Annotated in this window: 10 protein-coding genes and 1 pseudogene; 1 reads left to right on the plus strand and 10 read right to left on the minus strand. The window is 58.0% G+C overall.

Annotated features, from left to right (window positions below; genetic code table 11):
• Nucleotides 1-4 precede the first annotated feature (4 nt).
• The gene (locus QNH97_RS25075) at nucleotides 5-2,092 is read left to right on the plus strand and encodes an AIPR family protein (RefSeq protein ID WP_283554375.1); all 2,088 of its coding nucleotides are present in this window, start codon (nucleotides 5-7) and stop codon (nucleotides 2,090-2,092) included.
• A 126-nt stretch (nucleotides 2,093-2,218) separates the two neighbouring features.
• On the opposite strand, the gene QNH97_RS25080 is transcribed toward QNH97_RS25075, so the two are convergent.
• The 10 genes and pseudogenes from QNH97_RS25080 to QNH97_RS25120 all read right to left on the minus strand — a co-directional run bounded on the left by QNH97_RS25080 (nucleotide 2,219) and on the right by QNH97_RS25120 (nucleotide 13,869).
• On the minus strand, nucleotides 2,219-2,578 hold the full coding sequence (locus QNH97_RS25080) for a DUF6124 family protein (protein ID WP_283554376.1): 360 nt from the start codon (nucleotides 2,576-2,578) through the stop codon (nucleotides 2,219-2,221).
• Nucleotides 2,579-2,977: 399 nt separating this feature from the next.
• Nucleotides 2,978-3,064, minus strand: a pseudogene (locus tag QNH97_RS29385) (cell filamentation protein Fic); the annotation flags it as partial.
• 244 nt (nucleotides 3,065-3,308) lie between these two features.
• A complete protein-coding gene (locus tag QNH97_RS25085) occupies nucleotides 3,309-3,668 on the minus strand; it encodes a DUF6124 family protein (RefSeq protein WP_283554377.1) in 360 nt (119 codons plus the stop codon).
• Nucleotides 3,669-4,260: 592 nt separating this feature from the next.
• A complete protein-coding gene (locus tag QNH97_RS25090) occupies nucleotides 4,261-5,535 on the minus strand; it encodes a glycoside hydrolase family 68 protein (RefSeq protein WP_283554378.1) in 1,275 nt (424 codons plus the stop codon).
• A 477-nt stretch (nucleotides 5,536-6,012) separates the two neighbouring features.
• Nucleotides 6,013-7,425 carry an aldehyde dehydrogenase family protein gene (locus tag QNH97_RS25095; RefSeq protein ID WP_283554379.1) on the minus strand — a complete coding sequence of 471 codons (1,413 nt, stop codon included), beginning with the start codon at nucleotides 7,423-7,425 and terminating at the stop codon, nucleotides 6,013-6,015.
• 4 nt (nucleotides 7,426-7,429) lie between these two features.
• Entirely contained in the window at nucleotides 7,430-8,479 is a 1,050-nt protein-coding gene (locus QNH97_RS25100; RefSeq protein ID WP_283554380.1) for a homoserine dehydrogenase, read from the minus strand.
• Between the two features lie 1,177 nt (nucleotides 8,480-9,656).
• Nucleotides 9,657-10,094 (minus strand): Lrp/AsnC family transcriptional regulator, encoded by a 438-nt coding sequence (locus QNH97_RS25105; protein ID WP_283554381.1) that lies wholly within the window; start codon nucleotides 10,092-10,094, stop codon nucleotides 9,657-9,659.
• Nucleotides 10,095-10,103: 9 nt separating this feature from the next.
• On the minus strand, nucleotides 10,104-11,483 hold the full coding sequence (thrC, locus tag QNH97_RS25110; RefSeq protein ID WP_283554382.1) for a threonine synthase: 1,380 nt from the start codon (nucleotides 11,481-11,483) through the stop codon (nucleotides 10,104-10,106).
• A gap of 16 nt (nucleotides 11,484-11,499) precedes the next feature.
• On the minus strand, nucleotides 11,500-12,390 hold the full coding sequence (locus QNH97_RS25115) for a LysR substrate-binding domain-containing protein (protein WP_283554383.1): 891 nt from the start codon (nucleotides 12,388-12,390) through the stop codon (nucleotides 11,500-11,502).
• A 57-nt stretch (nucleotides 12,391-12,447) separates the two neighbouring features.
• A complete protein-coding gene (locus QNH97_RS25120; RefSeq protein WP_283554384.1) occupies nucleotides 12,448-13,869 on the minus strand; it encodes an amino acid permease in 1,422 nt (473 codons plus the stop codon).
• Between the last annotated feature and the right edge of the window lie 80 nt (nucleotides 13,870-13,949).

The raw sequence follows: 13,949 nt of genomic DNA on the forward strand, positions 1-13,949 counted from the left end.
TTATATGGATCTCCTCACATTTCATAAAGACATCATAGAGACCGTCCGTTCAAAAGCCGAATCTTCGCGCGACTTCATTCGCACCGCATTTGTGGAGGAGTGCGGAGAGAGGCTGGTAGAAGCGGAGGAGCTTCTTTCCTTCGAAATGTGCAGATTTGAGGGCGTCAATGGAAAGCGCAAAAAGCTTCGAGTGGACGGCTATTCGTTTGATGATGCCGACAACTCGATGGCTCTTCTGATAGCTGAGTTTTTTAATGAGGATGAGGTGCCCTCGTTTATTACTTCCGATGCAAAGGCTGCACTCGGTGATTTGCGTGCCTTTCTTGAAGAGGCATTGGAGGGCAACTTAACTGACGGTAGTGTAGACGAAAGCCAACCAGGCTTTGGCTTCGCATGTGACTTAATGAATTGGCATTCGAAAATAACGAAATATCGTTTCTATTTCGTTAGCGATGGCATGCTAAAAACTCGTCAGAAAGGATGGCCTGAAGATGCTGTGAGCGGAACTCCTGTCGAGTTCCATATCTGGGATATCGGACGATTCCATTCAGCTTATATCTCAGCTACTGGGCGCGACGATCTTGTTGTTGACTTTTCGACAAATAAAACGAGTGGTCTGAAATGCCTTGCTGCTGCCGAATCCCAGGGAGACTATAGCGCTTATCTTTGCATGATTCCCGGTGACACTTTAGCGGATATATACGACATTTACGGCAGCAGATTGCTTGAAGGTAATGTTCGAACATTTTTGAGTACAAAAGGCAAGGTTAACGCAGCAATACAAAACACGATTCGTAATCAGCCAGAAATGTTTTTTGCATTCAATAATGGAATTGCGGCGACTGCTGAAAATGTTGTAATAGAAGAGGATGCGGGGGGGACGCGTATTCGAAGCGCGGTGAACCTTCAAATTGTGAACGGAGGGCAAACTACGGCGTCGTTAGCGTTTGCAAAAAGAGGTGGTACTGCACGCAAAGACTGCTTGGACCTCTCAAAAGTTATGGTGCAGATGAAGCTTTCTGTTCTGCCACCGGAAAAAGCTGGGGAGTTAACTCCAGAAATCGCACGTTACGCGAATAGCCAGAACAAAGTTAGCGATGCAGACTTTTTCTCCAACCACCCGTTTCATATTCGCCTTCAAGAATTTTCTCGCCGACTGTTCACCTCGCCCAAAACCGGGGCACAATTTGGAACACATTGGTTTTATGAGCGAGCTAGAGGTCAGTATTTTAATGAACAAGCCAAGCTCACAAGCGCACAAAAAAACCACTTTTTAGTACAAAATCCAAAAAACCAGCTATTTACAAAAACCGATGTTGCAAAATATGAAAATAGTTGGCGCGAGCAACCCCATAGAGTAAGCATGGGGGCGCAAAAAAACTTTATATTTTTTGCTGACATCATTTCAAAATCTTGGATATCGGACGGCAAGACTTATAATGAAGAGTACTTTCGCAGCCTAGTTGCTCTAGCTATAATTTTCAGAAAAACGGAGTCTCTGGTTAGCCAACAGACATGGTACCAAGGGGGATATCGTGCAAACATCGTAACTTACTCGATCGCCAAGCTTCATAATTTGATATCTGAGGATGCACTGGGCAAGCAATTCAACTTCAGAACTATTTGGGATCTACAGACTGTTCCGCAGGCATTATGCGACCAACTCTCTATAATTGCAGAAAAAGTTTTTCTCGTGCTTACCGATCCTGACAGACCCAAGGATAACGTCACTGAGTGGGCAAAAATGCAAGCCTGTTGGGAACAAGTAAAAAACACCAAAGTAAAGCTAGTTTCAAACTCAGATGAATTTCTTCAAGATGTGCGCCTCTCTGTTGAGGATGGAAAAAAATCGAAAACGATGCAAAAAACTGATGATGGCATACAACTTCAAATTATGGTCGTGGACTTGCCCGGCGCGGAATGGACACGGCTATTAAATTGGGGGATCAAGAAGGGGAAATTTTCGCCCAAGCAAGTTAGTCTATTGAGTATCGCAACTCAAATCCCCCATAAGCTTCCTACGGAACGTCAGTGTATCGAACTTTGGAAACTACGGGGACAGATGATTGAGGACGGCTATCTTGCTCTGTGAATACATGGAATTTTGTTGATCAGTCTTTTTTGTATCCATCCTAGTTTTCGTAAAGGTCTTGCTATGCAAGACCTTTTTGTTGCCGAAAGACAGCTTGCGCCCCGCCCTACCTCACCTCACCTCACCTCACCTCACCTCAACAATATCCAAAGCCCGATTCGCCAACAGCTCACTCACCTCAATCACCTGCAAAATCCCCATCGCAACACGCCGTCGCGATCCCTCAAGATCAAACGCCAAATCACTGATCATGGCATTGGCCGAAGCCAGGTTTTCGCTGAGACTGGCAAGCAGACATTCCGAATCAACATCAGGTGCGATACGGAAGATGGTGTTGGGTTTGTCAGACGTTTCCTTCTCAGGCGTAGGCTTCAGATAAAAATCCAAAGCCCGGGTAGCAGCATCATCAAGCTTCTTGTTGCGAGCCGACTGAACGCGGGACACGGTTTCGTCGGTAGCTGGCGGATTCGGTGTAATTTTGACCATGGTAAAACTCCTAGAGTCTGTTGGAGCTACCACCCTTCGCTGCGAAACGAAGTATGGGGTGGCAGCTGTACGCGGGTTCGCAGACCGGGACTCTAGGGACCGGCAGACCCGAGGGTCTCCCACGCACAGCCACCTCTGACGAAATCACAGACATGGGCGATCTGCTTTCGAAGGTGACGTTGTGCGCCTATAGAGTCCGGGCTGCGAAACCCGATCACTGATGAGCAGTGACGGATTCAAACTACCGAGGGGACTCAAGGTGCACAAGCCGGCGGATTCTGGCGTAGTTGTAGGCAATGGCGCAAGACAACGTCAGCCGCCCCCAGATTCAAATCGCACCAATAAACAACGCGCCTCCAACGCATCCAAACAAGCCACCACCCGTTGAGAAGATCCGCCGTAAGTCTTGAACTCATTATGATCGCGAGCCAGCAACTGCATGAGTTTTGGGTGGATAAAGAGCTGTTCGTTGCCGACCTGCGCTTCTTACAAAGCACACTGCGGCAGGCGCTACCGACGATAGTGATTTAATAAACCAGTCCGCGTAGTTACCGGTCTAGGGCGCTGCCGTGATCATGATCTACATTAGCGATTAAATGAAAATCACAGCCGAAACTGAGCGACGCCCCCTCGGCGCTCCCATATCTGATGCCTTGCCGCGAGCTCTTACGAAAAAAGGCCTTGCTGAGCAAGACCTTTTTTCCTCTCAAAGCGCGAATGCCTCGCCCTTCTACCTCACCTCAACAATATCCAAAGCCCGATTAGCCAACAGTTCACTCAACTCAATCACCTGCAAAATCCCCAACGCCACATGCCGCCGTGACCCATCCAGATCAAACGCCAAATCACTGATCATGGCATTCGCCGAAGCCAGGTTTTCACTGAGATTGGCAAGCAGACATTCCGAATCAACATCAGGTGCAATACGGAAGATGGTGTTGGGTTTGTCGGACGTTTCGTTCTTCGGCGTAGGCTTCAGATAGAAATCCAAAGCACGCGTGGCTGCTTCGTCGAGTTTTTTATTTCGAGCGGATTGGGAGCGGGATACGTGTTCGTCTGTATCTGGGGGATTTGGAGTCACTTTTGCCATTGTCTTGCTTCCTGTAGTTGGAGCCATCACCCGCTCGCGACTAAACGATGGGAGGCAGCTGTACGCAGGTTAGTCGACCGGGGAAACAAGAAACCGGCGCGTCCGAGGACGCCCTGCGCACAGCCACCATCAAGTGCAGGATGGGAATCCTGACTGGATGACGCCTTGCACAACCTGTTTCACCCTGGGCGACTAAACCCGATCACTGATGAGCAGTGACAGGTCCCAAACTACCGACGCGACCCAAGACGCACAAGCCGGCGGATTCTGGCGTAGTTGTAGGCAATGGCGCAAGGCGATGTCGGTCTTGGCTAGTCTCGTGGAGTCACGATAAACAGCTGGCCGGAATGTTGCTGATACACCGCTATCGCGAGCAGGCTCGCTCCCACAGAGGAGCTTGTGTACATACGTCGAAGGGGAATGCATTCGCAACTGACTGCATCCTTGCAGCCAGTCGCGAAGAGGGTTACGACTCGTTGTTCAACGGGGCTCGCGAGCAACATCGCAATAAATCAGGCGGAATATCTCGATCATATCCACAACGGTTTTGTCATCGACCTCAAACCCGCTGCCCTGCCCCCCTGTGTTGCTATTACTTAAGCGTAACGTCGAGCATCGGCGGGATGTACCCGTAGTCGTACTCGCCCACCACAAACGTCTGCTGCCCTTTTATTTTCAAGCCCACCGTGGGTGCCTCTGTGCCACCCACACGAATCTGCGTGCCGGTTTCGTCGGTCGGTACGCTGTCGATAAAGGAGGTCACCAGGCCGTTTGGCATCACATAGTGCGAGTAGGTCTGGAATGGCTGGGAGGACGGGTTGCCCAGCACCAGGCCGGAACCGTTGAGCGGCACGTAGGGGCCGAACAGCGAGTCCGCGACAAAACCGTACACGCCGTCCGGCCCGGTCACACCGTCGCCATAGGTGAAGGTGTGGCTGATCGTGAACAGGTAGTACTTGCCATCCTGGAACACGAAGTGCGGGCGCTCGGTCTGGTCGTTGACGCCCACGGCGGTCAGCAGTGGCGGCAACATTTCCCAGTCGTCGCCGTCTGCGTCGCGGGCCACGGCGATGCCAACGCAGGCCGTCTGGAAGCGCGAGTTGCCGACGTCTTCATAACCCGGTGGCACGTCGCCGATTTCCGCTTCTCCCACCTTGTGCGAGCCGCGCTCACCGGCCACGTTGCCCTCGAACAGCATGTACAGCTTGCCGTCGTTCGGATCGCGGAAAGGCCATGGGTCGCGGAAGCCCCAGAAAGCGTTTTGGGCTTCGGTCTGGTACATGTTGCCGTCGGCCTCGAACAGCGGCTTGACCTTCTCGAAGCCGACCATGCTGACACCATGTTCGGTGGTCACGACCCGACCGCGCACTTTGACGATGGTCGCGCCCGGGGTGACGGCGGTGTAATACAGGTCCACTTCACCTCGGTCGTTCAACAGGATCGGCGTACCGGCCCATTCGCGAGCGGTCGGCGAAACGCCTTCGGCCATTACGCGGCCGCCGAATTCCCAGTGCTTGCCGGTACGGGAAAACCAGTAGTACATCTTTGCCCGACCGTGACGATCGTTCCAATCGCGGAGGATGTCGTAGTTGCCGTTCTCATCGAGGTACGCCGGGTCGTTTGGATGACGATCGGCCGTCAGGGTGAAGATCACCGACCAGCCGTCGACGGACGTCACGTTACCGTCCAAGTCGCGTAGGGGCATGGTGTCCCAGATGAACACGTCGTTGTTCAGTACTGGGAAATCCGCGCTGACCAGAGGTTGAGTGGTGGTGGGATCGTCCGCCCGGACTTTCAACGCATCAGCGCGGGTCCAGAGGCTGGGTTGATGGGGGGTTACGCCGAATTTTTCAGTGGTGGTTTTCATAAGGTAAGACCTCGTCCATGAATGGATTCAAATAAATGATGCTTTAGAAATACTGGATGCGCATACAGTGAAGCCACCTTATAGAGGCTCATGCATGCGGGTCAAGCAAAAAAATGCATTTGTGCATATTTTGATTTTTCTTGAAGCTGATACGTTTCAGCCTTGAGCGTTTGCAGAAGTTTGTTCTCGGGGAGATCGACGACGTTGCCAGCACGCTCGGTGCTCTGAGCCGCTGCTCAGTGGAAAGCGCGCGTAACTGGCAACAGGCGGAAGTAGTGCATAGAGGGATTGCTCAACTGAGCTTGCGCGTCGTGCGTAAAGCCCAACATAAGGCGGGGAGTCAGTGATTCTGATGTTGACTGGTGTATCGCTATCGCGAGCAAGCTCGCTCCCACAGGGTATGCGGTGGCTGTGTGGTTTGTGCAGAAAAGCATCAGGCAGGTGACCAAATCTGCCCGATGCCAGCGACCTGACTAATCACCCCAACGTATTCAAACAAACCACCTTCGGCTGGGTCATTTCCTCATACGCAAACCGCACCCCTTCCCTGCCCAAACTGCCGTACTTGGAGCCGCCAAACGGCATCGCATCGAACCGAAAATCCGACGAGTCGTTGATCATCACGCCGCCCGCCTCGATCCGCCGAGCAGCGCTCATCGCCGTTGCCAAGTTGTTGGTGAAAATCCCGGCATGAAGGGCGTATTCAGGTTCGTTAGCCAGCGCGATAGCCTCATCAAACGCGTCGAACGGCTGCAACACCACCACCGGTGCGAAGACCTCGTTGCGCCAGAGTCGGCTGGCATGGTCGACGTTTTCCAATACCGTAGCGGCATAGCAGGCGCCTTGGCGGCGGTGGCCGCAGAGTAAGGTGGCGCCTTGTTGCAGGGCTTCGTTCACCACGTGTTCGGCGTTTTGCGCGGCTTGGTGGGTGATCATCGGGCCGATGTCGGTGTGGGCGAGCAGTGGGTTGCCGACCACGAGGGCTTGGGCCTTTTGGACGAAGCGTTCGCGGAAGGCTGCGTAGATCGGTGCCTGGATGAGCAGGCGTTGGGTGCCGATGCAGTTTTGGCCGGCGGCCCAGAAGGCGCCGGAGATGCAGCTGTCGACGGCGGCGTCGAGGTCGCAGTCGGCCATGACGATGACGGGGGCGTTGCCGCCCAGGTCCATGGCGAGTTTTTTCAGGCCGGCGGTGCGGGCGATTTGTTCGCCGGTGACGAAGCCGCCGGTGAAGGAGATCATGCGTACGTCGCGGGCGGCGACCAGGGCTTTGCCGAGTTCGGCGCCGCCAGTGGCGACGGTGACCACGGATTCGGGCAGGCCGGCCTCGACCAGGCAGGCGACCAGTTTGAGCGCCGACAATGGGGTCAGCTCGGACGGTTTGAGGATCACCGCGTTGCCGCCGGCAATGGCCGGGCCGAGTTTGTGGGCCACCAGGTTCAGCGGGTCGTTGTAGGGGGTGATGGCGACGATCAGGCCCAGGGGTTCGCGGGTGAACCAGCCCTGGCGCGACTCAGCGCCTTCGTAGGCGTCGAACGGCACCACTTCGCCAGCGTTGCGCCGGGCTTCTTCGGCGGAGAGCTTGAGGGTGTTGATGCAGCGTTTGACTTCTTTTTCCGCCTGCTTGAGGGTCTTGCCGGCTTCGTCGACGATCAGCCGGGCGAAGGTTTTGGCGTCGCGTTGGATGTTCGCGGCGGCCTGTTCGAGGATGCTGGCGCGGCGATGACGGGGCAGCGCGGCGCAGGCTCGGGCGCCGTTGCGCCCGGTTTCCAGCAATTGCGGTACTTGGCTGGCGCAGACGTCGGCTACGGTGCCGACGACGGAGCCGTCGTACGGGTTGAGGACTTCGATTTGCGGCTCGGTCACAGCCAGGGCCAGACGGGAGACGTTCATGGTTTTACTCCTGGTTGCGGGCGGCGGATTGGTGGATGTTGATGATGTCTGACAGCAGCGCGAAGGCGGTTTCGGTGCGGCCTGCGCCGGGGCCGGACACGGTGACGGCGCCGAGCAGTTCACTGGTGAAGGACACGGCGTTGGTGGCGCCGCTGATGCTGGCCAGTGGGTGGTCGTTGTTCAGCAGGCGCGGTTCGACGCTGGCGCTGATGGCGCCGTCGGTGTTGCGTGTGGCGGCGCCGATGAGTTTCCAGCGGGCGCCGTCCTGGCGGGCTTTTTCGATGTCGTCCAGGCCCAGGGCGGAGATGCCGTTGCAGGCGACGTCGTTGACGGTGAGCTTGGCGTCCAGCAGTTCGTTGGCGAGGATGACGACTTTGAGGCGCACGTCATGGCCTTCGACGTCCGCGGTTGGGTCGGCTTCGGCGTAGCCCAGTTCCTGGGCTTTTTTGACTGCTTCGACAAACCCGAGGCCGCCTTCCATGCAGGTGAGGACGAAGTTGGAGGTGCCGTTGAGGATGCCTTCGAAACCGGTGATTTCACTGCCGGCCAGGGATTGTTTGGCGAGGCGAATGACAGGGGTGCCGCTCATCACCGAGCCTTCGTATTCGAAGGCGACGTTGTTGTGCTGGGCCAGGGCTTTGAGTTCGGCGCCGTGCAGGGCGATGGGGCCTTTGTTGGTGGTGACCACGTGTTTGCCGCGTTCCAGCGCCCAGCGGCAGAACGAGGTGGCAGGCTCGCCGTCCACCGGGTTGGTGAAGGTGGCTTCGGCGATGATGTCGGCGCCGCTGTCTTTGATCACGGCTTCATTGAGGGCTTCGGCGGTGCCGGTTGGCCATTGGGCGAACGCGCCTTGGGTGGCTGGGAGTTTGGCGAGCAGTGCGGCGTCGAGGCCTTCGCGGTTGATGATTGAGCCGAGGAACAGGTCGGTTACTCCGACGATTTTCAGGGTGAAGCCGAGTTCGGTTTTCCAGCGGTGGTTGCGCTCGGCAATCAGTTGAGCCAATGCCCGGTTTACACCGCCGAAGCCGACCAGCGCGAGTTTGTATTCAGTCATTTTTGTTGTGCCCTTGATCCGGGGGGGGTTGTTGGGATCTAGGTTAGGGGGGTGGGGTGGGCAGTGAAATATGGCAATTTGCTCTATTTTATGGGCGTTTTGACCAGGGGGTGGGCAAGCTGGCAGGCATGGGAAAAAGCCAATGGGGGTTGGCTTTGTAGGTCAGGTTGATGGGGTTTATGTGGCGAGGGAGCTTGCTCCCGCTCGGTTGCGCAGCGACCGCCGAAAGCGGGGGCTGCTGCGCAGCCCAGCGGGGATAAATCCCCTCGCCACAGGTTAATTCTTTGCCATGAAGTGGCCGCCAAAAAGCGGGGGCTGCTGCGCAGTCCAGCGGGAGCAAGCTCCCTCGCCACGGGGTTTTGTGGGGGGCAGATGACTTCACTTGGACCCCATCATCTGAGGCGGCGGGCATGGAAAAAGCCAATGGGGGTTGGTTTTGTAGGTCAGGTTGCTGGGGTTTATGTGGCGAGGGAGCTTGCTCCCGCTCGGTTGCGCAGCGACCGCCGAAAGCGGGGGCTGCTGCGCAGCCCAGCGGGAGCAAGCTCCCTCGCCACGGGGTTTTGTGGGGGGCAGATGACTTCACTTGGCCCCCATCATCTGAGGCGGCGGGCATGGAAAAAGCCAATGGGGGTTGGTTTTGTGGGTCAGGTTGCTGGGGTTTATGTGGCGAGGGAGCTTGCTCCCGCTCGGTTGCGCAGCGACCGCCGAAAGCGGGGGCTGCTGCGCAGCCCAGCGGGAGCAAGCTCCCTCGCCACCGGGGTTTTGTGGGGGCAGATGACTTCACTTGGACCCCATCATCTGAGGCGGTGGGCATGGAAAAAAGCCAATGGGGGTTGGTTTTGTAGGTCGGGTTGATGGGGTTTATGTGGCGAGGGAGCTTGCTCCCGCTCGGTTGCGTAGCGACCGCCGAAAGCGGGGGCTGCTGCGCAGCCCAGCGGGAGCAAGCTCCCTCGCCACGGGGTTTTGTGGGGGGCAGATGACTTCACTTGAACCCCATCATCTGAGGCGGCGGGCATGGGAAAAAGCCAATGGGGTTGGTTTTGTAGGTCGGGTTGATGGGGTTTATGTGGCGAGGGAGCTTGCTCCCGTTCGGTTGCGTAGCGACCGCCTGAAAAGCGAGGGCTGCTGCGCAGCCCAGCGGGAGCAAGCTCCCTCGCCACGGGGGTGATGGCCGGCTTTAGACCACCGATGACAGTACGAACGAAGTCACGGTGTTTTCCACGCCAGGCAGGGCGGAGATTTCCTTCCAGACTTTGTGCACCCGTTCCGGGTTCGCCGCGCCCACCCGCAGCATCAGGTCGAACTCGCCGCTCATCACGTCGCACTGGAGCACTTCCGGCATGGCGCGCAAGGCTTGGAGCACTTCGGCGCCGCGCATGCGGTCGTAGCGGTAGACGAAGATCACTGCGTTGATGTTCGACGACGCGTGTGCGCCCTCCCCGGTGCGCACGGTGTAGCCCTGGATCGCGCCGTCGCGTTCGAGGCGTTCGATGCGTTGGCGTACGGCGTTGCGCGAGAGGTTGACCTTGGCCGCCAGTTCGGCGTGGGCGGCGCGGGCGTTGAGGCGCAGTTCGGCGAGGATGCGTTCGTCGAGGGGGTCGAGAATTCGCTTCATGGGGTTTCCTTACAACGCGCCGAGCAGTTGATGGAGAGCACTGAGGTCGTCCGGCTGGATGCGATGGATCTGCGCCGGGCCGTGTTCCGCGAGCGCTGTTTGCTGCGGCGCAATGTTGATCCCCAGCTCGCCGAGCAGCGCCGCCGATTTGGCCGGGGAGATTTCCCCCAGGGTCACCATCGGCGCCACCAGGCTGCGCCGGTACAGGCGGGCCGCGAGCACGCCAGTGGCGGTGTGCGGGTCGATGATGTAACCGGTGTCGCGGTACAGCGAGGTGATTTCCTCCAAGGTCTGTTCATCGCTGACCGCGTAAGAGTCGATGATCATCCGCGCCTGCAACCAGAACTCGTTGGCGATGCTCATCTCGCCGCTGCTTTCGAAGGTGGCCATCAGCGCGCTCACCGCCTGGTCGTCGTGCCCGTAGAGTTCCCAGAGAAACCGCTCCAGGTTGGAAAAGATCGACAGGTCCATGGCCGGCGACAGGGTCTTGTTGGCGCGCAACCGCGAGTAGTGATTCTTCAGGAACAACTGATGCAGGGCGTCATTCTGGTTGGTCGCCACGATCATCTGGGTGATCGGTAAGCCCATTTTCTGCGCAATGTAGCCGGCATACACTTCGGCAAAACTCGCCGCCGGCACGCTGAAACCGATCGGGCGCTGACCGCCGCCCAGTTGCAGCACGGCGTGGAAGTAAAACACCAGTTGCGCCAACACGCCGACCCAGTTGCTGGAGTTGAAGCTGATCGCCTCGTGCCCGACGCAAGGCCAGTGCCGGAACAGGCGGCTGACGAGGGTCTGGCATTCGTCGAAGCTGCCGTTGACGGCAAACAGATGAACTCTGGGATGGGCCGCCGCTTGCAGGTGCTGGAGTTGTTCGTGGGGTACGCCGGCCTCGGGATAAATCACCACCACGGCGGTTTCTTCGCAGTGTTTGAAGGCCTCGATGGCCGCCAGCCCGGTGTCGCCGTTGGTGGCGCCGATCACCACGGCGCGCCGCTGGTTTTTCTGCAGGAAATATTGCACCAGCCGCGCCTGCAACTGGGCGGCGAAATCCTTCGAAGAACGGGTCGGCCCATGGAACAGTTCCAGGACCCATTCGTTGCGATCCACCTGATGCAGCGGCGCCAGGGAGCGATGGTTGAAGTGGCGACCCGCGTCCTTGAGCAGACGCTTGAGGTCGGCCTCAGGAATCGCCTCGCCCACGAACGGACGCATCACTCGATAGGCCAGTTCGTCATAGGACAGGGTCGACCAGTTGGCGATTTCCTGGGGTTCAAACAGCGGCAGTTCGAGGGGCACGAACAGTCCACCGTCCTCGGCCACACCCGATAACACGACTTTTTCGAAATCGACCTGCACGGCCGAATTACGGGTACTCACATAGCGCATGGTTGGCTCCGGCCATTCATTTGAAACGATGTGCCTGCTCGACCAGCCAGGTGGCAAACATGACCGCGTCGGGGTGTTGGTCGGTGCCGGAACCGCGAACGAGGTAGAACGATTCGCTGGCTTCGATGCGTTGGGCGAACGGTTCGATCAGGCGCCCATCCGCCAGCAGGTCAGCCACCATCGACGAGCGAGCCAGGGCGATCCCCTGCCCCAGTTCGGCCATGCGCAAGGTGCACACCAGCGTGTCGAACTGCATACCCGTCGAGGAATCAACGCTGTCCGCACCGACCATGTTCAACCAATAACCCCAGCCCTCTTCGTAACCCAGGACGTGGAGCAGCGGATGCTTCGCCACGTCTGCCGGCACCTTCAGTGGCGAACTCGCCATCAGGGCTGGCGAGCACACCGGAAACAAGGTGTCCCAGGTCAATCGCTGTGAAACCAGGCCAGGCCATTGACCGTGGCCCCAGCGAATTTCCATGTCATCTTCGCCGTCCAGTTCCTTGACCCAGATGTTGCTGATGTAGCGGATGTCGACCTGGGGATGGGCCTGGCGAAAGTCCACCAGCTTGGGGGCCAGCCAGTGCACGAAAAACGCCAGGCTGCCGCGGACCTTGATCGGCCGGCGTTTGTGCTGGCCAAAGATCTCGTTGGTGCCCACCGCCAGTCGCGTGATCGCGTCCTGCACCACCGGCAGGTAGGCCTGGCCCTCTTCGGTCAGGCCCAGGCCACGGGGCAAGCGCTTGAACAGCGCCACCCCCAGGTGACTTTCCAATTGGCGGATCTGCTGACTGACCGCGCCTTGGGTCAAGCACAACTCTTCGGCGGCGTGGGTGAAGTTCAGGCAGCGGGCGGACACCTCGAAGGCCCGCAGCCAGTTCAGAGGGGGTAACGGTTTTTGCTTCATGGTGTTGACCTCGTTGACACCCCTTCCACCGAGCGCACTCGCCAGTCTCAGCGCTGGCTAGAACGCATCGGACGGCTGTGCCATGGAGGCCACCGACAAGCGTTGCTCGCGGCTTTTGCGGGTAATGAAGTACACGAAATAGCACCAGGCAATGAATGGCAAGCCAAAGTACAGCGCCACCCGCTGTTCCGGGTCGAACGCGATGCCGATGCAGGCCAGGCTGCAGCAAATCAACGCCCCCAGCGGCACCCACGGATAACCACGGACGCGGAACTTGAGGTCGCGCACATCGCCGCCATGGGCGACATAGTGCCGGCGAAAGGCAATCTGGCTCGCGGCAATGCTCATCCACACCACCACCACGGCCAGGCCGGAGATCGACACCAGCGCCAGGTAGATGGTGTCGGCGGCGAACACGCTGCTGAGCAACGAAGCGGCGCCACCGGCCATGCTCACGATAATCGCGTTGAGCGGCGTGCCCATGCGAGTCAGGGCCGAGAACCGCTTGGGCAGGTGGCCTTGGTCACTGAGGGTCCAGAGCATCCGCGAGGCGGCGTACAAACCGGAATTGGCGGCCGAGAGCAAGGCAGTAATGATCACGAAATTCATGATGTCGGCGGAGTACGGAATGCCGATGTAGGTGAACACGGTGACGAAGGGGCTCTCGACGATCCCGGCCTGTTCGCGGGGCAGCAAGGTTGCCAGGACAAAAATGGTCCCGACGAAGAACACCGCCAGGCGCAGCACCGTGGTGCGAATGGCCCGCGGTACATTGCGCTGGGGGTCCTTGGTTTCACCCGCCGCGATGCCGATCAGTTCCGTGCCGGAGAAGGCGAACGAGACCGCCAGCAGCGTCATGACGATCGGCATGAAACCGGTAGGGAACAGCCCCTCGCGAGTGAAGTTACTCAGCCCGATGCTGTGGGCCTGGTCGATGTTCAACAGGCCAAGGATGGCGCCACCACCAATCAGCAGGAACACCACCACGGTGACCACTTTGACCAGCGACAACCAGAACTCGGTCTCGGCGAACAAACGCACCGAGACCACATTGGTGAGGAACACCACACCGGCGAACAGCGCACTCCAGATCCATACCGGCGTGTCTGGAAACCATCGCGTCATCAAGATACCGGCGGCGGTGAATTCAGAGCCGATCGCCACGGTCCAGGTCAGCCAATACAACCACGCCACGGTGTAGCCGGTGCCCGGCCCGAGGAAACGCGTGGCGTAGGTGCTGAACGAACCGGTTTCGGGCATCTGCACGGCCAACTCGCCCAGGCACATCATCACCATGTACACCATGAGTGCGCCGATGATGTAGGCGATCACCGCCCCCAACGGGCCGGCCTGGTTAACGGTGTAGCCGGACGTGAGGAACAGCCCGGTGCCAATCACGCCGCCCAATGCCAGCATGACGATGTGGCGCGTCTGCATTTCCTGTTTGAAGCCGGTGTGTTGTTGTTCTTTTATGGACATGGTTGTTCTCATGAAAGTGTTAGGGCGCGGTTTACGTCTGCGATAAGTCACAAGGCAGAGTCAAAACACGTCGCCGCTAA

This window comes from Pseudomonas sp. G2-4, assembly GCF_030064125.1.
In the GTDB taxonomy this organism is placed as follows: Bacteria; Pseudomonadota; Gammaproteobacteria; order Pseudomonadales; family Pseudomonadaceae; genus Aquipseudomonas.

Bases quoted from the DNA above. Each gene is read 5' to 3' on its own strand.
- QNH97_RS25075 (WP_283554375.1), top strand. From the start codon at position 5: ATGGATCTCCTCACATTTCATAAAGACATCATAGAGACCGTCCGTTCA.
- QNH97_RS25080 (WP_283554376.1), bottom strand. From the start codon at position 2,578: ATGGTCAAAATTACACCGAATCCGCCAGCTACCGACGAAACCGTGTCC.
- QNH97_RS25085 (WP_283554377.1), bottom strand. From the start codon at position 3,668: ATGGCAAAAGTGACTCCAAATCCCCCAGATACAGACGAACACGTATCC.
- QNH97_RS25090 (WP_283554378.1), bottom strand. From the start codon at position 5,535: ATGAAAACCACCACTGAAAAATTCGGCGTAACCCCCCATCAACCCAGC.
- QNH97_RS25095 (WP_283554379.1), bottom strand. From the start codon at position 7,425: ATGAACGTCTCCCGTCTGGCCCTGGCTGTGACCGAGCCGCAAATCGAA.
- QNH97_RS25100 (WP_283554380.1), bottom strand. From the start codon at position 8,479: ATGACTGAATACAAACTCGCGCTGGTCGGCTTCGGCGGTGTAAACCGG.
- QNH97_RS25105 (WP_283554381.1), bottom strand. From the start codon at position 10,094: ATGAAGCGAATTCTCGACCCCCTCGACGAACGCATCCTCGCCGAACTG.
- thrC (WP_283554382.1), bottom strand. From the start codon at position 11,483: ATGCGCTATGTGAGTACCCGTAATTCGGCCGTGCAGGTCGATTTCGAA.
- QNH97_RS25115 (WP_283554383.1), bottom strand. From the start codon at position 12,390: ATGAAGCAAAAACCGTTACCCCCTCTGAACTGGCTGCGGGCCTTCGAG.
- QNH97_RS25120 (WP_283554384.1), bottom strand. From the start codon at position 13,869: ATGTCCATAAAAGAACAACAACACACCGGCTTCAAACAGGAAATGCAG.